Origin of the sequence: Caulobacter sp. CCG-8 (assembly GCF_037402475.1) — a bacterium.
Lineage (GTDB): Bacteria > Pseudomonadota > Alphaproteobacteria > Caulobacterales > Caulobacteraceae > Caulobacter.
On sequence record NZ_JBBEUD010000024.1, the window covers coordinates 26,593 to 45,179 of the forward strand.

At 70.3% G+C, this 18,587-nt stretch carries 21 protein-coding genes; 11 read left to right on the forward strand and 10 right to left on the reverse strand.

Annotated features, from left to right (window positions below):
- Window positions 1-52: 52 nt before the first annotated feature.
- Entirely contained in the window at window positions 53-823 is a 771-nt protein-coding gene (locus tag WAE60_RS20250; protein WP_337688269.1) for a pseudouridine synthase, read from the reverse strand.
- 114 nt (window positions 824-937) lie between these two features.
- Between WAE60_RS20250 and WAE60_RS20255 the strand changes: the two genes are divergently transcribed.
- A complete protein-coding gene (locus WAE60_RS20255; protein WP_029916728.1) occupies window positions 938-1,240 on the forward strand; it encodes a hypothetical protein in 303 nt (100 codons plus the stop codon).
- A gap of 52 nt (window positions 1,241-1,292) precedes the next feature.
- Here WAE60_RS20255 and WAE60_RS20260 read toward each other — a convergent pair whose 3' ends face one another.
- Complete coding sequence (locus WAE60_RS20260; protein ID WP_337688270.1) at window positions 1,293-1,484, reverse strand: hypothetical protein; 192 nt, start codon at window positions 1,482-1,484, stop codon at window positions 1,293-1,295.
- A gap of 8 nt (window positions 1,485-1,492) precedes the next feature.
- A complete protein-coding gene (locus WAE60_RS20265) occupies window positions 1,493-1,813 on the reverse strand; it encodes a hypothetical protein (RefSeq protein ID WP_029916724.1) in 321 nt (106 codons plus the stop codon).
- A 102-nt stretch (window positions 1,814-1,915) separates the two neighbouring features.
- Here WAE60_RS20265 and WAE60_RS20270 point away from each other — a divergent pair, with 102 nt between their 5' ends.
- Window positions 1,916-2,371 carry a hypothetical protein gene (locus WAE60_RS20270; RefSeq protein ID WP_337688271.1) on the forward strand — a complete coding sequence of 152 codons (456 nt, stop codon included), beginning with the start codon at window positions 1,916-1,918 and terminating at the stop codon, window positions 2,369-2,371.
- A gap of 3 nt (window positions 2,372-2,374) precedes the next feature.
- Here the strand turns inward: WAE60_RS20270 and WAE60_RS20275 are convergent, their stop codons facing one another.
- From WAE60_RS20275 to WAE60_RS20285, 3 genes are all read right to left on the reverse strand, one after another.
- Window positions 2,375-3,931, reverse strand: a complete 1,557-nt coding sequence (locus WAE60_RS20275) for a carboxylesterase family protein (protein ID WP_035018962.1) — start codon at window positions 3,929-3,931, stop codon at window positions 2,375-2,377.
- A gap of 77 nt (window positions 3,932-4,008) precedes the next feature.
- Window positions 4,009-5,223 carry a 3-oxoadipyl-CoA thiolase gene (gene pcaF, locus WAE60_RS20280; protein WP_337688272.1) on the reverse strand — a complete coding sequence of 405 codons (1,215 nt, stop codon included), beginning with the start codon at window positions 5,221-5,223 and terminating at the stop codon, window positions 4,009-4,011.
- 67 nt (window positions 5,224-5,290) lie between these two features.
- Entirely contained in the window at window positions 5,291-5,422 is a 132-nt protein-coding gene (locus WAE60_RS20285) for a hypothetical protein (RefSeq protein ID WP_255347308.1), read from the reverse strand.
- 231 nt (window positions 5,423-5,653) lie between these two features.
- Here WAE60_RS20285 and WAE60_RS20290 point away from each other — a divergent pair, with 231 nt between their 5' ends.
- The gene (locus WAE60_RS20290) at window positions 5,654-6,079 is read left to right on the forward strand and encodes a GNAT family N-acetyltransferase (protein WP_029916715.1); all 426 of its coding nucleotides are present in this window, start codon (window positions 5,654-5,656) and stop codon (window positions 6,077-6,079) included.
- Here WAE60_RS20290 and WAE60_RS20295 read toward each other — a convergent pair.
- Both WAE60_RS20295 and WAE60_RS20300 read right to left on the reverse strand, forming a co-directional pair.
- Window positions 6,076-7,815 carry an ATP-binding protein gene (locus tag WAE60_RS20295; RefSeq protein WP_337688274.1) on the reverse strand — a complete coding sequence of 580 codons (1,740 nt, stop codon included), beginning with the start codon at window positions 7,813-7,815 and terminating at the stop codon, window positions 6,076-6,078. The genes WAE60_RS20290 and WAE60_RS20295 overlap by 4 nt on opposite strands.
- A gap of 83 nt (window positions 7,816-7,898) precedes the next feature.
- Window positions 7,899-9,542: a pectate lyase gene (locus WAE60_RS20300; protein WP_337688276.1), complete on the reverse strand. Its 1,644-nt coding sequence runs from the start codon at window positions 9,540-9,542 to the stop codon at window positions 7,899-7,901.
- Between the two features lie 517 nt (window positions 9,543-10,059).
- On the opposite strand from WAE60_RS20300, the gene WAE60_RS20305 reads away from it, so the two are divergent.
- From WAE60_RS20305 to WAE60_RS20340, 8 genes are all read left to right on the forward strand, one after another.
- Window positions 10,060-10,230 carry a hypothetical protein gene (locus WAE60_RS20305; protein ID WP_197026752.1) on the forward strand — a complete coding sequence of 57 codons (171 nt, stop codon included), beginning with the start codon at window positions 10,060-10,062 and terminating at the stop codon, window positions 10,228-10,230.
- Between the two features lie 101 nt (window positions 10,231-10,331).
- The gene (locus WAE60_RS20310) at window positions 10,332-11,363 is read left to right on the forward strand and encodes an HWE histidine kinase domain-containing protein (protein ID WP_029916709.1); all 1,032 of its coding nucleotides are present in this window, start codon (window positions 10,332-10,334) and stop codon (window positions 11,361-11,363) included.
- A 117-nt stretch (window positions 11,364-11,480) separates the two neighbouring features.
- Window positions 11,481-13,364 (forward strand): transglycosylase domain-containing protein, encoded by a 1,884-nt coding sequence (locus WAE60_RS20315; protein WP_337688279.1) that lies wholly within the window; start codon window positions 11,481-11,483, stop codon window positions 13,362-13,364.
- Window positions 13,365-13,569: 205 nt separating this feature from the next.
- Window positions 13,570-14,499: an IMCp domain-containing protein gene (locus WAE60_RS20320; RefSeq protein WP_337688281.1), complete on the forward strand. Its 930-nt coding sequence runs from the start codon at window positions 13,570-13,572 to the stop codon at window positions 14,497-14,499.
- A gap of 132 nt (window positions 14,500-14,631) precedes the next feature.
- A complete protein-coding gene (locus WAE60_RS20325; protein ID WP_337688284.1) occupies window positions 14,632-14,832 on the forward strand; it encodes a hypothetical protein in 201 nt (66 codons plus the stop codon).
- A gap of 61 nt (window positions 14,833-14,893) precedes the next feature.
- Window positions 14,894-15,511, forward strand: coding sequence for a DJ-1/PfpI family protein (locus WAE60_RS20330; RefSeq protein WP_029916702.1), 618 nt, complete (start codon window positions 14,894-14,896; stop codon window positions 15,509-15,511).
- A 9-nt stretch (window positions 15,512-15,520) separates the two neighbouring features.
- Window positions 15,521-15,982 (forward strand): hypothetical protein, encoded by a 462-nt coding sequence (locus tag WAE60_RS20335; RefSeq protein WP_337688287.1) that lies wholly within the window; start codon window positions 15,521-15,523, stop codon window positions 15,980-15,982.
- 83 nt (window positions 15,983-16,065) lie between these two features.
- A complete protein-coding gene (locus tag WAE60_RS20340; RefSeq protein WP_029916698.1) occupies window positions 16,066-16,839 on the forward strand; it encodes a DUF4019 domain-containing protein in 774 nt (257 codons plus the stop codon).
- Between the two features lie 9 nt (window positions 16,840-16,848).
- Here the strand turns inward: WAE60_RS20340 and WAE60_RS20345 are convergent, their stop codons facing one another.
- Both WAE60_RS20345 and WAE60_RS20350 read right to left on the reverse strand, forming a co-directional pair.
- Window positions 16,849-17,532 (reverse strand): amino acid racemase, encoded by a 684-nt coding sequence (locus WAE60_RS20345; protein ID WP_337688290.1) that lies wholly within the window; start codon window positions 17,530-17,532, stop codon window positions 16,849-16,851.
- A complete protein-coding gene (locus tag WAE60_RS20350; protein WP_337688292.1) occupies window positions 17,525-18,526 on the reverse strand; it encodes a D-cysteine desulfhydrase in 1,002 nt (333 codons plus the stop codon). The genes WAE60_RS20345 and WAE60_RS20350 overlap by 8 nt, the downstream gene beginning before the upstream one ends.
- Window positions 18,527-18,587: the final 61 nt, after the last annotated feature.

The following is an 18,587-nucleotide window of genomic DNA, read 5'->3' on the forward strand; positions in this document are numbered from 1 at the left end:
CCAAGCGGTATTGCGAACCTGCCCCCGCCCGGGGTGGCGGTCAACGTCGGGTTTATCCGGCGGCGGGATGGATCAGGCCAGCCCGTTCGGCGGGGGTCAGGGGCCGCCAGCGTCCCTCGGGCAGGTCGCCCAGCACCAGGTCGCCGATGCGGATGCGCAGAAGGTCGGTGACCGTCAGCTCGACCAGCTCGCACATCCGGCGGATCTGGCGGTTGCGGCCTTCCTTGAGCACGAAGCGCAGCTGCTGGCGGCCCACGACCTCGACCTCGGCGGGGCGCAGCTGGCGCTCGTCCAGCTCCAGGCCGTGGCGCAGCAGGGCCAGCTTCTCGTCGGTGATCCAGCCGTCGACCCAGACGAGGTATTCCTTCTCCAGCTCCGAGGCCGGGCCGATCACCGCCTTAGCCACCACCCCGTCCTCCGACAGGATGAGCAGGCCGCGCGAATCCATGTCGAGGCGTCCGACCGGGGCCAGCTTGTTGTCGAAGCCGGGGATGACCGGGCTCTGGCCGACTAGGGCCTCGCGGGTCAGCAGGCGCACGGCCGGGACCTGGCCCGGATCGGGCTGCGACGAGACGATCCCGACGGGTTTGTGGATCATCACCGTCAGGGCGCCTTCCAGCTTGGCCTGGGCGCGGTCGGACAGCACCAGGGTCTGGCCGGGCTCGATCTTGCGGCCGACGTCGTCCACCCGCTGGCCGTCGATCGACATCAGGCCCTGGCTGATCAGGGCCTCGGCCTCGCGGCGCGAGCAGACGCCGTTCTGGGCCAGCCAGCGGTTGACGCGCTGCGGCTCGGCTTCGTCGTAGAGGCGGGTCCAGGCCATGGGATCGGGTCCGAAGAGGTGAGGGGCCTGTCTAGGACCACCGGGGGGCGCTCGGCAACCGTCGTGGCGGCCAAGCCGTTGGATCGGCAGTGCGAACCGCCTTGGAGACCTCCCATGACCGATCACGTCGACAACGACACCGCGCTTGAGGAGGTCCTGGAATTCCTGGCCGCGCCGCCCGCGCCGGGCACCCCCGAAGACGCCCGTTTCGGCGCCCGCCTGCGCCAGGTGCTGTCGGCCTCGCTGGTCGACGATGCGGTGGATGAGGACGACCCCGTACCCAAGGCGGAACTGGCCCTGGACGACGACCTGCGCCGCAAGCTGGAAGCGGCGGCCAAGCGGCGGTCGTCCAACCCGTTCGGCGAGCACCCCGAGGGGATCGGGCCGACCCTGGGGATGGATCTGAGCAAGTCCTGAGGCTTGCCGTCGGGGACAGGCGCATGCGCCTGTCCCCGGCTTCAGCCGAGGCCTAGGCCCGCCCGCCGGGGCTGTTCTTGAAGGTGTCGCCGATCTCGCGGGAGTCGCCGCCGTCGGGTCCAGCCGTGCGGCGTTCCTTCTGGCCGGTCTTCCTGGTGTCGGCGTCCGAAACCAGTCCCGGATGTTCGCCGGCGGGCAGGGCCTCGTTGGCCTCGCGGCCGGGGCTGTTGATCTTGTCGGTCATGGACGTTCCTAATGATGAGCGTGGTGTTCGGCGTTGCGCTTGCGGGTCGCGGCCGCCTTCTTGGCCGAGGCCGAGCGTTCCGCCGCGGTGCGCGAAGCCGCCGCCTTGCCGCCCTTTTCGCCGCCCTTGTGGGCCGCCGGATGGCCGGTGGACTTGCCGCGGCCGGAGCCGCCGGGCTTCTTGCCGCCGCCGTCGTCCTTGTTGACCGTCGCCCAGGCGCGCCGCTCGGCCTCCTTCTCGGAGACGCCGCGCGCCTCGTAGCCTTCGGCGATGTGGTCGGCCTTGCGTTCCTGCTTGTCGGTGTATTTCGACTTGTCGCCCTGGGGCATCGTCGTCCTCCATCTCTCGTGGAGGGAAAATCCTTCGCCGCAGGGTGAGGTTCCTAAGGCCAACCTTCGGAACAAGCTGAACAATCCGGCCGTTCGTGAGGCATGGCGCGCAAGCTCAAGGTGTTCTCCTGGTCGGACGGCCTCCACGACTACACCGTGGCCGCGACCTCGCGCGCCAAGGCCCTGGAGGCGTGGGACGTCGGCCGCGACCTGTTCAAGGACGGCACGGCCCGGGAGATCGCCGAGGGGCCGGCCCACGACGCCGCCCTGAAGGGGCCGGAAACCGTGGTCACCACCCCGGCCGGCGGCCTGGGCGCGGCGTTGAAGGGACTGCCCGCCAAGGCGCGGCGCAAACCGTCCAAGGCCGAGACGGCGCGAGCCGAGAAGCTGGCCGCCCTGAAGGCGCGGCTGGACGCCCTCGAGGACGAGGCCGAAGCCTCGGAACTGGCCTTCGCCGAACGCCGCGCGGCGCTGGACGCCGAGGAGGCGGCGGCGACGGAGGACCTCCAGGCGCGGCGGGCGGACCTGGAGACGGCGATCAAGGCGGCGCGGAAATAGCCGCTACTTCCCCGCGCTCTCCTGGAACCGCAGCCGCGCGATGTCCGGATCGTCGACCAGCCGGGTCTCGGGCCCGATCAGCATCTTCTTCGGCGTGGCGGGGTCGTAGGGCGTCCAGGCCGGCAGGCCGGGGCCGTTCGGATCGCCGGCGCGCGCGAAATTGACCCAGTAGGACGACGTCTGGTCGGCCACCCGGCGGTCGACCGCGTCGGTGGTCCAGGCCTTCAGGATCTCCGGATGGTCGAACACGTAGACGATGTCGGCCGAGTGGAACGCCCCGAAGTCCTTGCCGCGGTTGGCGGCGCCGAACCAGCCGTCGGGAATCCTGGGCGCGTGGTCGAAGCGGTAGACATAGACGGGCGACTTGCCGGTTTGGGTCTGGGCCACGGCCCAGCGCCAGGTCGGCAGGCCCATCCACAGGTCGCCGGCATAGGTCTGCTGCGAGGCGCGGGCCACGGCGGGCGGATCGGCGGGATAGAGGGCCAGGGCGTCGCCGACCCGGGGGCCGAAGCGCTCGGCCAGCACCGGCTGCAGCGCGCGTTCGCCGAAGATCGCGCCCTGGAACAGGCTGCCCTCGTCGCGGTTCCAGCCGACCAGCAGCGGCACGTCCGACTGCTGGCGGGCGGCGAAGGTCTGGGCGGCGGTGGCGGGCAGGATCCAGCCGTCCAGGTTCGGCCGGAAGGCGAAGGCGGCGTTCGGGGCCATGCTCGCCGCCAGGATCTCGGCCGAGGAGCGTTCACGCAGGCGCTTGAGGTCGTCGCCGCCCAGCGACCGGGCGAAGGCCTGGCCGACGGCCTCGGCCTGGGCCAGGGTCTGGTCGTCGCCCATCATCGAGAAGGCCGAGCCGCTTTCGCCGATGGCGCGGTGGAACAGGCCCTTGGCTTCCGGCGAGATCATCATCCGGCTGACGGCGTCCGAACCGGCCGACTCGCCGGCGATGGTGACGTTGTCCGGGTCGCCGCCGAACGCCGCGACATTGGCCTTCACCCAGCGCAGGGCGGCGACCATGTCGGCCAGGGCCTGGTCGCCGCTGGCGTGGCGGGGGCTCTCGGCGGTCAGCTCCGGATGGGCCAGGAAACCGAAGACGCCGAGGCGGTAGTTGATCGTCACCACGACCATGCCCTTGCGGGCCAGGGCCTGGCCGTCATGGCGCGGCTCCGATCCCGAACCCGCCCCGTAGCCGCCGCCGTGGATCCAGAAGAACACCGGCAGCTTCTCGGTCGGCTTCGCGGCCGTGGTGATGTTCAGATAGAGGCAGTCCTCGCTCATGGACGGGGTGAACGGGTCGATGTCGTCGTAGCGCTTGGGCTGCAGGCAGTTGGGCGCGTAGGCGTCGACCGGGCGCACGCCGGTCCAGGGCTGGACGGGCTCGGGCGGCTTCCAGCGGCGCTCGCCCACGGGCGGGGCGGCGTAGGGCAGGCCCTTGTAGACCCGCACGCCGTCGGCCGCGGCCGGGGCGGCGGCGATCTCGCCGCCGGTGATCCTCAGCGTCTGGGCGGCGGCGGGCGTGGCCAGCAGGGCCGCCGCGACGAGCGACAGGGCGAGGGCGCGAAGGGTCATGGGCGGGCTCCGACGATGCGGGGCCGATCATGGATGATTCAGCGTAGAGGTCACGCTGCGGCGCGGTAGGGGCGGCCCTAGACCCGCTCCACCACCATGGCGATGCCCTGACCCACGCCGATGCACATGGTGGCCAGGCCGTAGCGGGCGCCGCGCCGGTGCAGCTCCTCGACCAGGGTCAGGCCCAGCCGGGCGCCGCTCATGCCCAGGGGGTGGCCCAGGGCGATGGCCCCGCCGTTGGGGTTCACGTGGTCGCCGTCGTCGGGCAGGCCGAGGTCGCGCAGCACCGCCAGGCCCTGGGCGGCGAAGGCCTCGTTCAGCTCGACCACGTCGATGTCGCCGATCGACAGGCCCAGGCGCGCCAGCAGCTTCTTCGTGGCGGGGACCGGGCCGATGCCCATCACGCGCGGTTCGACCCCGGCGGCGGCTACGCCCAGGATGCGGGCGCGGGGCGTAAGGCCGTGGGCCTTGGTCGCCGCCTCGGAGGCGACGATCAGGGCGGCGGCCCCGTCGTTGACGCCCGAGGCGTTGCCGGCGGTAATCGTGCCGTCCGGGCGGACGATCGGCTTCAGGGCCGACAGGGCCTCGATCGTGGTGGCGCGCGGGTGCTCGTCCTTGGAGACCACCACGGGATCGCCCTTGCGCTGGGGCAGGACGACCGGGACGATCTCGGCGTCGAACCGGCCCGAGGCTTGGGCGGCCGCCGCGCGGGCCTGGCTGCGCAGGGCGAAGGCGTCCTGGTCGGCGCGGCTGACCTTCCAGTCGTCGGCGACGTTCTCGGCGGTCTCGGGCATGGAATTGACGCCGTAGGCCTTGCGCATGGCCGGATTGACGAAGCGCCAGCCGATGGTGGTGTCGAAGATCTCGGCGTTGCGCGAGAAGGCGCTGTCGGCCTTGCCCATCACGAAGGGCGCGCGGCTCATGCTCTCGACGCCGCCGGCGATCATCAGCCCGGCCTCGCCGGCCTTGATGGCGCGGGCGGCCACGCCCAGGGCGTCCAGGCCAGAGCCGCACAGCCGGTTGACGGTCGAGCCCGAGGCGGTGGTCGGCAGGCCCGCCAGCAGGGCGGCCATGCGCGCGACGTTGCGGTTGTCCTCGCCGGCCTGGTTGGCGCAGCCCAGCACCACGTCGTCCAGCGCGCCCCAGTCGATGCCCGGGTTGCGCTCGGCCAGGGCCTTGATCGGGATCGCCGCCAGGTCGTCGGCCCGCACGCCCGACAGCGCCCCGCCATAGCGGCCGATCGGCGTGCGGATCGCGTCGCAGATGAAGGCGCCGAAAACAGAGGAGGTCATGGCGCGGGTGCTCCCAAACGTTTGTTTGAGCGCAAACTAGCGGGCCCGGCCCTGCGATCAAGGGCCGCTAGTTCTTGATGTCGATCGTCTCGATCCGCGACTGGGTGGCCTCGGCCTTGCGGTGGCCGGGCACGGGCATCAGCAGGCCGACCAGGACGGCGGCCAGGACGGCGAGGGAAATGAAGGCCTTGAGGGCCATGACGCACACGAACTTGCTGTTGATCCGACACAGGAACAGCGTCCTGGGCGGGGGACGGGTTCCAGAGTCGGAACCTCGACGTCCTCACCCGTGAAACGGGGGAGGTGGATCGGCGCGCAGCGACGAGACGGAGGGGGTCGTGCGGCGGACGCCCGCTCCGTCACGATGCGTATCCGCATCGCGCCACCTCCCCGCTTCGCGAGGGAGGAGAAAGGGCGTTAGGCTGGTCGGATGAGTTTCGAAATCCACCAGACCGAGACGCCGTCGCTGGAGTCCTACCAGCAGGGCCTGGCGGTGCTGCGCGCCTTCACTGGCGAGGCGGTCGGCCCGCCCGACAACCGCGACTTCGCCCTGCTGATCCGGACGCCGGGCGAGCCGGCCGTGCGGGGCGGCCTGTGGGCGCAGTCGCGCTGGGGCGCCTTCTATGTCGACATGGTCGTGGTGCCCGAGGCGCTGCGCGGGACGGGCGTGGGGACTGACCTGATGACCCGGGCCGAGGCCGAGGCGCGGGCGCGCGGCTGCCACCTGATGTGGCTGGACACCTACGCCTTCCAGGCCCGGCCGTTCTACGAGCGGCTGGGCTTCGAGGTCTTCGCGCGGATGGACGGCCCGGAGCCGTTCTATCCGCGCTGGTTCATGCGCAAGCTGCTGGCCTAGGACGCGGCCAGGGTCGTCGGCCGGGCGCCGGGGCAGGCCCGGGCGATCGCCGAGATCAGCGCGGCCGGCTGGATCGGCTTGGCCTGCACCGCGTCGAAGCCGCAGGCCAGCAGGTCGCCCTCGTCGCCGTGCATGACGTCGGCGGTCAGGGCGATGACGGGGATGTCGCCGGCCCCGGCCGCCCCGGCGCGGACCCGCCGCAGCGCCTCCAGCCCGTCCATGTCGGGCATGTGCACGTCCATCAGCACCGCGTCATAGGCGTGCTCGCCCAGGCGCTGCAGGGCCTGGCGGCCGTTGTCGGCGACTTCGACCCGGGCGCCGGCGGCTTCCAGGATGGTGCGCGCCACCAGCTGGTTGATGTGGTTGTCGTCGGCGACCAGCAGCCGCAGCCCGGCGATGCCCTCGCACGGCGCGCTGGGCGCGACCTCGGGCGCGGCGACGGCCGGCAGGGGGAGGGCCAGGGTGAAGGCCGAGCCCTGGCCCGGCGCGCTGCGCACCGTGATGGCCCCGCCCATCAGCTCGGTCAGCTGCTTGCAGATGGCCAGACCCAGGCCCGTGCCGCCGAACCGGCGGGTGATCGAGGCGTCGGCCTGGGAGAAGGCCTGGAACAGCCGCGCCTGCTGCTCGGCCGACATGCCGATGCCGGTGTCGACGACCTGGATCTCCTGGAACGCCGCGCCGGCCGGGCCGACGCGCAGGGTCACCGCGCCGCTGGCCGTGAACTTCAGGGCGTTGGAGATCAGGTTGGTCAGGACCTGGCGAAGCCGGGTCGGATCGCCGCTGACCCAGGTCGGGGCCAGGGGATCCACCACGCTGGTCAGGCGCACGTCCTTGGCGGTCGCCGCCTCGGCCCACAGGCCCGCGACCTCGTCGACCAGGTCGCGCAGGTCGAAGGCCAGGACCTCGAGCTCCAGCTTGCCCGCCTCGATCTTGGAGACGTCCAGCACGTCGTTGAGGATGGTCATCAGGCCTTCGCCCGAGCGGATCAGCATGTCGACCTGGCGGGCCTGCTGGCGGTCCAGCGGGCCGGCGGTCAGGGCGCGCGCCATGCCCAGGACGCCGTTCATCGGCGTGCGCAGCTCGTGGCTCATGGTGGCCAGGAACACCGACTTGGCCGCGCTGGCCGACATGGCCGCGCGCTCGGCGGCCTCCAGGGCGGAGACGCGGCGGGCGTTCAGGGTGGCGCTGGAGACCGTGTAGAGCAGGACCAGGGCGACGGCGATCAGCACCGTCAGGCTGGACCAGCCGCCGTAGCCGCCCAGCAGCAGCGGCATGCCGGCCAGGGCCAGGGCCGGAAGCCCGGCGTCGAAGGCGAACACCGTCGGCGAGCGGAAGGTGACCGCCTGCGCGTGGATCAGCTGTCCGGCGGTCAGGCAGACGGCGGCGAAGCGCAGGGCCGGGTGTTCGGACAGCCACAGCACCACGGCCAGGGAGGTCCAGACGCTGACCATCACCACCACGGCCGATACATAGCCGGCGCGGCGGACCTTGGGCCCGGCGCCCCGTTTGGCGGCCAGGCGGGTGACGGCCAGTCCGTACAGGTCGGCGAACAGCACCGCGGCCAGCCAGACGAAGGCGGTGCGGAAACCCAGGTTGAACAGCAGGAAGCCGGTGATGAACACCGCCATGATCAGCCGTTGAGGACGCGCGCGCCGGCTGGCCGCGGCGACCTCGTCGACCCGCTCGTCCAGAATGCCGAGCCTGGCCGGCCCGGGCGAAGGCGTCTGCCCCGTCATACCGCCGGTCTAGCGGAAAACCGTTAGGAATATGCTCCCCAAGGCCCCGTTTCGCGGGGTGCGACATTTGGCCTTGGGCCGGCCTAGGCCGTGATGTAGCGGATCAGGGCCGCCATGTTCTCGATGTAGGCGCCGGTCGAGATGCCCGGCTTGGGCACGTCGGCGATGTAGGGCGAGGTGTCGGTCGGGTCGCCCACGCGGGTCATCGAGAACTCGCCCGGGGTCACGGTGGTGGAGCCGTCGCCGATATAGGGGTTGCTGACCGCCTTCATCGGGGTGGGCCACCAGCCCTCGGCGTTCAAGCCCGCCATCAGGCCCGCGACCTCGGCGTCGGTGGTCTTCTCGCTGGTCTTCAGGGCGCCGACATTGAGGTCGGAGACCGAGATGGTCTTGGTGGTGAAGTAGCGGGGCAGGGGGCGGCTGCCGCCCTTCACCTTCAGCGGCGAGTCCTTGCTGACCACTTCGGCCGGGGTCGCCTTCAGGGCGGCGTAGCGCTTGCGCAGCTTGTCGATGTTGACTGCCCGGAACGACGAGTAGTGGACGATGGTGTTCTCCCAGTGCTTGTCGATGAAGTACTCGCCGTTGAAGACGTTCGAGCCGCGACGGTGCACGTAGAGCGGCTCGTTCGTGCCGATCTCGATGAAGGTGGGATAACGCGGGCGGCCGGGCGCGACGTTGTCGGGCAGCTTCAGCGAGGCCAGCCAGTCGATGGTCTCGGGGATGCGGTCCAGATACTTCGGGTCGCCCGTCAGCTCGTAGTAGTCCATCAGGTTTTCGAGGTTGCCGGCCGTGGTGTGGCTGGCGAAGGCCTTGGGCTCGTAGGTGCGCGCGCCGGCCGGCTTGAGGTCGGCGACGGTGTGCTGCAGGCCCCAGCCGGGCTGCGGCATCGGCTGGTGGGCGGCGATGTAGACGTCCATGGCCCGCTTGATCGGGTCCAGCACGCGTTTGTCGCCCAGGGTCTGCCAGACCATGATCAGGAACTTGACGTTCTCGTCGACCACGCCGTCGTTGAAGGTGATGTAGCCGGTGTAGTCGGGGTGGCCCTTGTTCTCGAAGCCGCTCATCAGCGGGAAGCGCTGGGGCCAGCCGCCGACCGGATACTGGCTGTCGAGGACGAACTGGATGGCCTTGTCCAGCGCCGGCTTGAAGGCCTTGTCCTTCTTTTCCAAATAGATGCGCAGCATCAGCTGGCAGCTCTCGGCGGTACCTTCGTCGTCGAACGTGGCGTTGCCATAGTAGTGCTGGAATTCCTCGAGCCGCCAGCCGTTCTTGCCGATGGTGTCGTACCACTTCTTCAGCGACTCCGGCCCGGCCAGGTCGCCCATGTAGTTCCAGCCGCCCGCCGGGTGCTGGATCTTGATCAGGGCCAGGGCCGCTTTCTTGGCCGCCTCGTAGTAATATTCGTCGCCCGTGGCGTGATAGGCGTCGAGGAACAGGTGGCCCATGGTCGCCGTGCCGGGCGGCTGGACCCAGATCATGGTCGGGAAGGCTTCCATCTCGCCGAACCGGCGCGAGAAGTCGGGCAGGTAGCTCCAGACATAGCCGCCCTCGTAGGCGGCCTTCTCGGCCATGAAGGTCGTGGCCTTCTTCATCGTCGTCAGGACCTGGTCCTTGGACGGCGCGGCGCCCTGGGCCAGGGCCTTCAGCGGGGCCATGGCCGCGGCGGCGGCGAAGGTGGCGGTGGTCGTCGCCAGCAGGCGGCGGCGGGTGAGGGGGCTAAGCGGCATGACGACGAGACTCTCCCTGGGACTTCACGTCCGAACCCCGCGACGCAAGGACGCGGCGTGGCGGCCGGGAGAGGAAGCGGGAGGGCCTTACCAAACCCTCGCGTTCCTGGTCGTCCTCCCGGTCGGTCCTTGCCGAAACCCTTGTCGCCCTTGGGGCGGCGTGTGTTGGGCATAGGTATGATACCGGTGTCATGACTTGACCAGCGCCTTTTGGTAAAGCTTTGTTATGTGACGCCGGCGTCATTCTCCTGCGACAGGCCGTCACGTTGTACCGGGACGGCCGTCGAGCGAGAACGGGGCATCGGTTTTTGAGGCGACGCCGCCGCGCCGGTTCTGGTAGCGCGCGACGCCGTCCTGTTGGGGAACAGGACGACGGCCCCGGGTCAGGAATGACTCGGGGCCGTTTTCAGTTCTGACACCGGTGTCCGGCCTAAGCGCTTGATTTTACGTGATGTTACACCGTTCTGCGACCAGCGGTCACATGGATGGCGTCGTTCATCTCCCGTAAATGTTCAGCATGCCCAGCCAACTCGACCATTTGAACGAAGCCGAGCGTCTCGAGCGGCAAGCCGAGCTCGCCGACAGCGATCACGCCCGCGAGGCGCTGCGCCGCATGGCCCAGACGTCGCGTCTGTCGGCGGCCCTGGTCGGCATGCTGGAAGCCAGCCGCGAAGAACTGCCGGGCTGAGGTTGGATCGGTCGTTTCCCAAGAAGTCCGTCCCTAAAATACACGCATCGCTTGAATTGCTGCGCGGCTCGGTGAACATGGGTTCCAGCAAGGAGACCCTGGTGTCGGGCGAGGGATCGGACAAGACCGTTCTGGAAGGCGCGGGGGCGTACTTCCTCAGCATCGTGGAAGCCAGCCGCGACTGCATCCGGGTGATCAGCCCCGAAGGCTTCGTCGAATACATGAACGCCCGCGGCCAGGCGCTGTTCGAGATCGAGGACTTCGCGGGCCGCAACCGCAACCGCTACTGGCCCGAGATGTGGCCCGCCGAGAGCCGCACGGCCGTCGAGCAGGCCCTGCGGACCGCCCTGGCCGGCGAGGCCTCGGCCTTCCGCGCCCAGTGCCCGACGGCCAGGGGCGAGCCGCGCTGGTGGGACACCACGGTGTCGCCCATCCTGTCGGAAGAGCGGGGGGACGAGGGCCGGGTGATCCGGGTCCTGGCCACCTCGCGCGACGTGACCGGCGAGGTGCGCGCCGAGGCCCACCGCCAGCTGCTGGTCAACGAGCTGAACCACCGGGTGAAGAACACCCTGGCCACCATCCAGTCGATCGCCAGCCAGTCGCTGCGCAACGCCGGCGTCGACCTGGCCGTGCGCGGGGCGTTCGAGGGACGGCTGATGGCCATCGCCGCCACCCACAACGTGCTGACCGACGAGAACTGGTCGGCCGCCAGCCTGCGCCAGATCATCGACGGCTCGGTCACGCCCTATCGCGCCAATCCGGGACAGCTGACGATCAGCGGCCAGGACCTGATGGTCTCGCCCAAGCCCGCCGTGGTGCTGGCCCTGGCCTTCCACGAGCTGGCGATCAACGCCCTGAAGTACGGCGCCCTGTCGTCGGCCGGCGGCCATGTCGACATCGGCTGGTCGGTGGCGGGCGGCGACCGGCTGGACATCACCTGGACCGAGCAGGGCGGCCCCACGGTGCGCCCGCCCGAGCGGCGCGGGTTCGGCTCGCGCATCGTCGAGCTGGCCCTGCCCAATGAACTGGGCGGCGAGGTCGACATCGACTACCGTCCCGAGGGGCTGCGCTGCCGCATCCACGCGCCGCTGGCCGCCCTGGACAAGGTCGACGCCTTCATGCCGCTGGCCTGAAGACGGCTGAGGCCGCGTGCAGGCGAGCGCCGCCAATGTCCTGACACGGTGAACCCCGATCCTCCTGGGCCGTTGTGCAAGCTTGAGCGGCGTTGAGGTCGCGGAGGCGCGTCGCTGATGATCCCTGGGAGCATGAAGGCAAGGCTGGCGTCCGCCTGGACGGTCTCGCGCGCCTTCGTCGTCCGCCATCGGCTGTGGTTCGGGGCGGGGATCGGGGCGCTGCTGCCGCTGGCGGTCCTGCTGGTCTGGCTGGGCGCCAGCCTGCCGATCTCGCGCGCCCTGGAGCCCTTGCCCAACCGGGCGCTGATCCTGCTGGACGACCAGGGCCGGCCCTTCGCCCGCCGCGGGGCCTACAAGGAGGCGCCGGTGGTCATCAAGGCGCTGCCCAAGCACGTCCCGGCCGCTTTCATCGCCATCGAGGACCGGCGGTTCTACCACCACCTGGGCGTCGATCTCGGGGGCATGGCGCGGGCCCTGGTGGTCAACGCCAAGGCCGGCCGCACCGTGCAGGGCGGCAGCACCATCACCCAGCAGCTGGCCAAGAACGCGTTCCTCAAGCCCGAACGCAGCCTGCGCCGCAAGGGCCAGGAGGCGCTGATCGCCGTGTGGCTGGAGCTGCGGCTGTCCAAGGACGAGATCCTGTCGCGCTATCTCTCCAGCATCTATTTCGGCGACGGGGTCTATGGCCTGGGCGCGGCGGCGCGGCACTATTTCGGCAAGCCGCCCGAGCAGCTGTCGATCGGCGAGGCGGCGATGCTGGCGGGCATGGTCAAGGCGCCGGTCGACCTGGACCCGGTCGACCATCCCCAGGCGGCCGGCGCGCGGGCCCGGCTGGTGCTGGACGCCATGGTCGCGACCAAGGCGATCACGGCGGACCAGGCCGCCGCGGCCGGCCACGTGGCGGTGCGCACCACCCGGGCCGACCTGCCGGTGGGCGGCTATTTCGCCGACTGGATCTCGCCCCAGGTGAAGTCGGCCTTCGACGGCCCCGGCTACGGCGAAGTGCGCGTGCCCACCACCCTGGACGGCCGCCTGCAGCGGATCGTCGAGCGCGCCGTGGCCGTCGACATGAAGGGCGCGGCCAAGCGCAAGGTCGGCCAGGTGGCCGTGGTCGCCATGCGTCCGGACGGCCGGGTCGTGGCCATGCTGGGCGGGACCAACTATCGCCAGACCCCGTTCAACCGCGCCGTCCAGGCCAAGCGCCAGCCGGGCAGCGCCTTCAAGCTGTTCGTCTACCTGGCCGCCCTGCGCGACGGGGCCACGCCGGACAACCTGGTGATCGGCGATCCCGTCACCATCGGCGGTTGGACCCCGGCCAACTACGAAGGCGGGGGCGGGCGTGACCTGACGATCCGCGACGCCTTCGCCCAGTCCAACAACGTCATCGCCGCGCGGGTCTACCAGCAGGCCGGCGGACCGGCGGTGGTCCAGGCGGCGCGGGACCTGGGCATCGTCTCGCCCCTGCGCCAGGACGACGCCACCCTGGCCCTGGGCACGGCCGAGACCAGCCTGCTGGAGTTGACCAGCGCCTACGCCGCCGTCGCCTCGGGCAAGACGCCCGTGCGGCCCTATGGGCGTCCGGACACGGTGGGCGCCTCGGTCCAGGACCTCGATCCCGACCAGCGCGCCGCCCTGATGGACCTGCTGGGGGCGGTGGTCGAGGAGGGCACCGGCCGCGCGGCGCGCCTGGGCCAGAAGGCCTACGGCAAGACCGGCACCACCCAGGACTATCGCGACGCGGTGTTCGTGGGCTTCACCGGCGACCTGGTGGTCGGGGTCTGGGTCGGCAACGACGACCATTCGCCGATGACCCGCATGGTCGGCGGCGACCTGCCGGCCCGCATCTGGCGCGACGTGATGACCGCCGGGCTGAAGGCGGGCCTGGTGGCGCGCGACGCCCCGCCCGAACCGCGCTACCGCCAGGTCGAGCCTGACGAGATCGAAGAGGCGCCGCGTCCGAAGCATGTGCCGAAATGGCTGCGGCGGATCTTCGGGCTCTGACCCTTCAAGATAATCCGCTCATCGAATGCCGGGATGAGCGGAAGCAAGAGTGGTCCGGGCCTTGCTGCCGGACTGACGCCGCGACCCAGAATGGGACGCCTTTCGACCGCCGTTCGGGGGAGCGGTCGCCGGGCGGCTGGGCGGCGTAGTCGGAAAGGCTTTGACGATGAACCCGAAGGCAGCGCTCCTGATCGGAGCCGCGACGATGACGCTCGCCGCGTTGGGACCGGCGACCGCCGCCCTGGCGGACGGCTATCCGTCCCGCGCCACGCCCATCACCCAGGCCGCGCCGAAGCCGGCGGCCAAGCCCGCCCCCAAGCCCGTCGTCAGGACCCGGGTCAAGGTCGTCGAGCGCCCGGTCTATGTCGAGAAGGTCGTCAAGCAGCTCGTCTATGTCGATCACCCGGTGGACCGCGTCGTCGAGAAGCGGGTCGAGGTGCCGGTGATCGTCGAGAAGACCGTCGACCGCCCGGTCTATGTCGATCGTCCGGTGGACCGGATCGTCGAGAAGCGCGTGGAAGTGCCCGTCGAGCGGATCGTGGAGAAGCGCGTCGAGGTGCCGGTGGTCAAGATCGTGGAAAAGCCGGTCGACCGCATCGTCGAGAAGCGGGTCGAGGTCCCGGTCGAGAAGATCGTCCGCGTGCCGGTCTATGTCGAGCGCGAGGAACGTCGCGGCTGCGACTGCGACGACGATCGTCGCGGCTATCAGGAGCACGCCTACCAGGATCGCGGCTATCGCCAGCAGGGTAGGGTCGAAAATCAGGTCGAGCGATCGGAGGAGACCTACGAGTCCGAGAGCTCGCGCTACAGCGAGGAAGGCCAAGGCTGGAGCTATCAGGGCAGCTACATGGCCGGCGACGGCTACGCCCAGTCGCTGGAGGGGACGGCCGGCGGCGGCTACTACGGCTCGTCCACGGCCCGCTACGGCGTCGGCGGCGGCTGGATCGGCGGCCAGGCCTATGGACGGTCGGGCTACGCCCGCGGCTGGTCGGGCGCGTCGGCGTCGTCCAGCGCCCAGGCCAGCTCCAGCGCCAGTTCGTCGGTCAGCGTGACGGTGTCGCGCGGCGGGCGGGGCGGCGGTGGCGGCCATGGCGGCGGCTCCACGGGCGGTCACGGCGGCTGCTGCGGCCGTTAACCGCGTTCGCGCAGAAACACGGGTCCACGGAGCGAAAACGCGCCGTTCTGCATAGTCTGGCCCTTGGAATCGGTCATCATTCGCTCACTGGGGGATCACGCGCGACGCGAGTCGCCTGATCGGGAGCGGATCGTGGACTTGATCCTGGTGGTCACCAAACCGTTCGATTGGTGTGTCGAACGCAAGGGGCAGACCCTGTCGCGCCATTCCAGCCAGGAAGCCGCCTACAAGGCCGCCCTCGACTACGCCAGCGCGCTGTTCGAGGACGGCATCCGCACCCAGGTCACCATCAAGCCCGAAGCCCGCACCTTCGCCGGCGTCACGGCGGAGTGACCTCCGCGCCGCCATGGCCTAAGACCCGGGACAGGTTCGAAGTCCTTGGGAGCGGAAGCTCGTGCAGATCGCGGTTCTGACGTTCGACGGTTTCAACGAGCTGGACTCGTTCATCGCCGCCGCGATCCTCAACCGCATGAAGCCCCACGGCTGGAAGGCGCACATCACCGCGCCGACCGACGAGGTGACCTCGATGAACGGCGTCGTCGTGCGTCGCCAGAAGCCGCTGGCCTTCGCCGCCGAGGCCGACGCGGTGATCATCGGCAGCGGCGTGAAGACGCGTGAAGTCGCCGCCGACGCCGGGCTGCTGTCCCAGATCGGCCTGGACCCGGCGCGCCAGCTGATCGCCGCCCAGTGCTCGGGCACGCTGTTGCTGGCCCGCCTGGGCCTGATCGACGGCGTCCCCGCCTGCACCGACCTGACGAGCAAGCCCTGGGTGGTCGAGGCCGGCGTCGACGTCATCGACGCCCCGTTCTTCGCCCGGGGCAATGTCGCCACCGCCGGCGGATGCCTGGCCTCGCAGTACCTGGCCGCCTGGATGATCCTGCGCGCCGCCGGCCGCGCGGCGGCTCGCGACGCGATCCACTATGTCGCTCCGGTGGGCGAGAAGGACGCCTGGGTCGAACGGACGATGGGTGTCGTCCAGCCCTTCGTGGTCGATGAGCTGGCGGCGGAATAGGGCGCGGCGATGATCGATCCGTTGATGGACAAGCTGCGTCCCGGCTGGCGTGAGCGGCGGGACGCCCAGAGGTCGTGGTGGAAGCCCATCGAGGTCCTACTGGTCCCCGGCCTGTGCCTGGTCTCGTACGTCTGGTTCTGCCGGCACGTGGTCTGGGGCTTGCACGTCGTGTTCCATCGCGAGGATGCTGGCCGTTTGGCCCAGGTGATGGCCGGGCCGGTCCAGGCGCTGCCGCTGATCGTCCTCCTGGTGGCCGTCTTCCCGTTCCTCTGCCTGGCGGGGGTGGTCGTGAACACGATCGTCTATTTCATCCCGCCGCTGCGACGGGTGTCGGAAAAGGGGTCGGATCGCGTGGCCGGGCTGACCATCCGGCACGCCAATCGCCAGCTGTTGGCCGTCGGCGGAAAGGCGGCCCTGGTCGCCGCGCCGCTGCTGGTGCTGTTGGCCGCCTGGCCGTTCCACCGCCACTAGGGCGTCCGCGCGGCCTCGCGACGTGCAATTCCCGCAGCGTCGCGTTATGAGGGAGTCGCTAGATTTCGCGGGGGTAGGGGTTCATGGAAGATCCGCCGAAGCGTTCCTTCATAACCGGCGAAATTGACGTCAAAGCCCTGATCGCCTTCGTGTTCGGCGCGATCTTCATCATCACGATCCTGGCGTTCGCGACGATCGTGAAAAATCCCAGCTCGACCGCGATCTGGACCTATCGCGTGATCCTGGCCCTCGCCGCCGGCGGCGTCGCAGCGATCCTGCCCGGGTTCATCGACGTCAAGTACAAGAGCTTCGTCCAGGCCGGCGGCGCGATCGGCGTGTTCGTGCTGGTGCTGATGGCCTTTCCCACGCCCAGCCCGGCGCCCGAGAAGCCGGCCGCAACCGAGAAGGCCGCCGAGGCGCCGTCCCAGGCGTCTGGCCAGGCGTCTGGCCAGGCGGCCCCGCCAACGGCCTCCCAGCCGATCGTCTGGCCGACCGAGGATCCGGACTTCGTGGCCCGCAAGTACGTCGAGCTGGTCGACAACGAAAAGTATCTGGAAGCCTACGAGCAGATCGACAAATCGATCGGCATCCCGTGGGCCACATTCGAGGCCTCGTACAAGGCCGGGCACGCGCCGCTCGGCGTGGCGGAGGATCGCCGCCAGACCGGAGCCAAGCGCGAGATCGACCCGCCGGGCAAGGCCAAGGGCGGCTATGCGATCGTCACCTACCAGACCAAGTTCGCCAAGGAAGCCAAGTGCCGCGAGGAGGTCGTCGCGCTCAGGGCGATGCCCGACAACAGCTGGCGCGTGGCCAAGCACGAAAGCTCGCCCCAGCTGGTCGACTGCATCGGCCTGTAGGACCGGCCCTCAAGACGCCAGGCAGACCTCCACGCACCGTTTGGCCAGGGCCTCGGTGGCGTCGATGAACGGCACGGTCAGGTCGGCGGCGCCCATCACCAGCGGCACCTCGGTGCAGCCGGCCACCACCACCTGGGCGCCCTTGCCGACCAGGCGATGGGCGAGGGCGGCCATGGTCTCGCGGCTTTCGGGTCCCAGGTCGCCGTGCTTGATGCGGTAGAGCAGGGCCATGAACTCGACCTGCTCGTGGTCGTCCAGGGTGACCGCCTCGATCTCCAGGTGCGAGAAGGTCCGGCGATAGAGGGCCAGGGCCCCGCCGGTGCCCAGCACGCCGACGCGCTCGGCGCCGTCCTTCTTCGCCGCCAGACCGGCCGTCTCGATCAGGTCCACCAGGGGCAGGCCGCTGGCCTTCACCTGGTCGGCGTAGGCGTGGGCGGTGTTGCAGGCGATGGCCAGCACCTGGGCGCCGGCCTCGCGCAGGCCCACGGCCATCTCGGCCAGGACGGGACCGGCCGCGTCATAGCTGTTGTTGCGGTCGGGGACCTTGGGGTTGATGTCGACCAGCACCCGCAGGTGGTCCTGCTCGCGGCTGACCGGCGTGGCCGCCTGCAGCTTGGCCAGGAAATCCAGGGTGGCGGCGGGGCCCATGCCGCCGAGGACGCCCAAAACTTTCGAATGGGGGGTCTTAGACAAGGGCGGCCTCCAGTTCGCTCTGATAGCCGAACAGGCCCTGGGCGCCGCCGGTGTGCAGGAACACCACACGCTGGCCCTTGAAGGCGCCCTTGCGGGCCTGGTCGATCAGGCCCTTCATCGCCTTGCCCGAATAGACAGGGTCCAGCAGCAGGCCCTCGGTGCGCGCGGCCAGGGTCAGGGCGTCGATCACCCCCTGGTCGACCAGGCCGTAGCCCGCGCCGACATAGCCGCAGTCGGCCACGACGGCCTCGCGCTTCACCCGGCCGGCGGCGCCGATGGCCTCGGCCGTGGCGACCGCCAGGTTGAAGACGTTCTCCTCCTGCTTGGCCTTGGGCGCGCGGACGCCGAAGCCGAGGATCGGGATGTCGACGCTGAGCGCGGCGAAGCCGGCGACCAGGCCCGCATGGGTGCCGGCGCTGCCGGTGGCGGTGACCAGGCGGTCGATCTTCAGGTCCAGGGCGTCGGCCTGGACCACCAGTTCGCGGGCGCAGTCGACATAGCCCAGGGCGCCGACCGTGTTGGAGCCGCCGCCCGGGATCACATACGGCTTGCCGCCGCGCTGACGCACCGCATCGGCGCTGCTCTCCAGCTCGGCGACCATGTCGGTCCCGCCGGGCACGAAGCGGATCGAGGCGCCCATCAGCCGGTCCAGCAGCACGTTGCCGTTGCCGACATAGTCGCTGGCCTTCGAGCCCGTGCGCTCCTCCAGGATGATCTCGCTCTTCAGGCCGAAGCGCGCGCCGGCCGCGATGGTCTGGCGCACGTGGTTGGACTGGACCGCGCCCTGGGTGACCAGGGTGTCGGCGCCTTGGGCGAGGGCCTCGCCCAGCAGGAACTCCAGCTTGCGGGTCTTGTTGCCGCCGCCGGCCAGGCCGGTGCAGTCGTCGCGCTTGACCCACAGGTCGATCCCGAGCTCGGCGCCCAGGCGGGGCAGGGGCTCGAGCGGCGTCGGCAGGTGGGCGAAACGGGCGCGGGGGAAGCGGGCCAGATGCATCGGGCGTCTTTCGATACTGGAGGGCGGACGTTCGCCGATTCCCTACAGACTCGGGCGCGGT

Excerpts from the sequence above, each read along its gene's own strand:
- pcaF (WP_337688272.1), bottom strand. The coding sequence starts at position 5,223 with ATGACCTCCTCTGTTTTCGGCGCCTTCATCTGCGACGCGATCCGCACG.
- WAE60_RS20260 (WP_337688270.1), bottom strand. The coding sequence starts at position 1,484 with ATGACCGACAAGATCAACAGCCCCGGCCGCGAGGCCAACGAGGCCCTG.
- WAE60_RS20340 (WP_029916698.1), top strand. The coding sequence starts at position 16,066 with ATGGAAGATCCGCCGAAGCGTTCCTTCATAACCGGCGAAATTGACGTC.
- WAE60_RS20250 (WP_337688269.1), bottom strand. The coding sequence starts at position 823 with ATGGCCTGGACCCGCCTCTACGACGAAGCCGAGCCGCAGCGCGTCAAC.
- WAE60_RS20285 (WP_255347308.1), bottom strand. The coding sequence starts at position 5,422 with ATGGCCCTCAAGGCCTTCATTTCCCTCGCCGTCCTGGCCGCCGTCCTG.
- WAE60_RS20270 (WP_337688271.1), top strand. The coding sequence starts at position 1,916 with ATGGCGCGCAAGCTCAAGGTGTTCTCCTGGTCGGACGGCCTCCACGAC.
- WAE60_RS20350 (WP_337688292.1), bottom strand. The coding sequence starts at position 18,526 with ATGCATCTGGCCCGCTTCCCCCGCGCCCGTTTCGCCCACCTGCCGACG.
- WAE60_RS20295 (WP_337688274.1), bottom strand. The coding sequence starts at position 7,815 with ATGACGGGGCAGACGCCTTCGCCCGGGCCGGCCAGGCTCGGCATTCTG.
- WAE60_RS20255 (WP_029916728.1), top strand. The coding sequence starts at position 938 with ATGACCGATCACGTCGACAACGACACCGCGCTTGAGGAGGTCCTGGAA.
- WAE60_RS20265 (WP_029916724.1), bottom strand. The coding sequence starts at position 1,813 with ATGCCCCAGGGCGACAAGTCGAAATACACCGACAAGCAGGAACGCAAG.
- WAE60_RS20335 (WP_337688287.1), top strand. The coding sequence starts at position 15,521 with ATGATCGATCCGTTGATGGACAAGCTGCGTCCCGGCTGGCGTGAGCGG.
- WAE60_RS20290 (WP_029916715.1), top strand. The coding sequence starts at position 5,654 with ATGAGTTTCGAAATCCACCAGACCGAGACGCCGTCGCTGGAGTCCTAC.
- WAE60_RS20320 (WP_337688281.1), top strand. The coding sequence starts at position 13,570 with ATGACGCTCGCCGCGTTGGGACCGGCGACCGCCGCCCTGGCGGACGGC.
- WAE60_RS20305 (WP_197026752.1), top strand. The coding sequence starts at position 10,060 with ATGCCCAGCCAACTCGACCATTTGAACGAAGCCGAGCGTCTCGAGCGG.
- WAE60_RS20315 (WP_337688279.1), top strand. The coding sequence starts at position 11,481 with ATGATCCCTGGGAGCATGAAGGCAAGGCTGGCGTCCGCCTGGACGGTC.
- WAE60_RS20300 (WP_337688276.1), bottom strand. The coding sequence starts at position 9,542 with ATGCCGCTTAGCCCCCTCACCCGCCGCCGCCTGCTGGCGACGACCACC.
- WAE60_RS20275 (WP_035018962.1), bottom strand. The coding sequence starts at position 3,931 with ATGACCCTTCGCGCCCTCGCCCTGTCGCTCGTCGCGGCGGCCCTGCTG.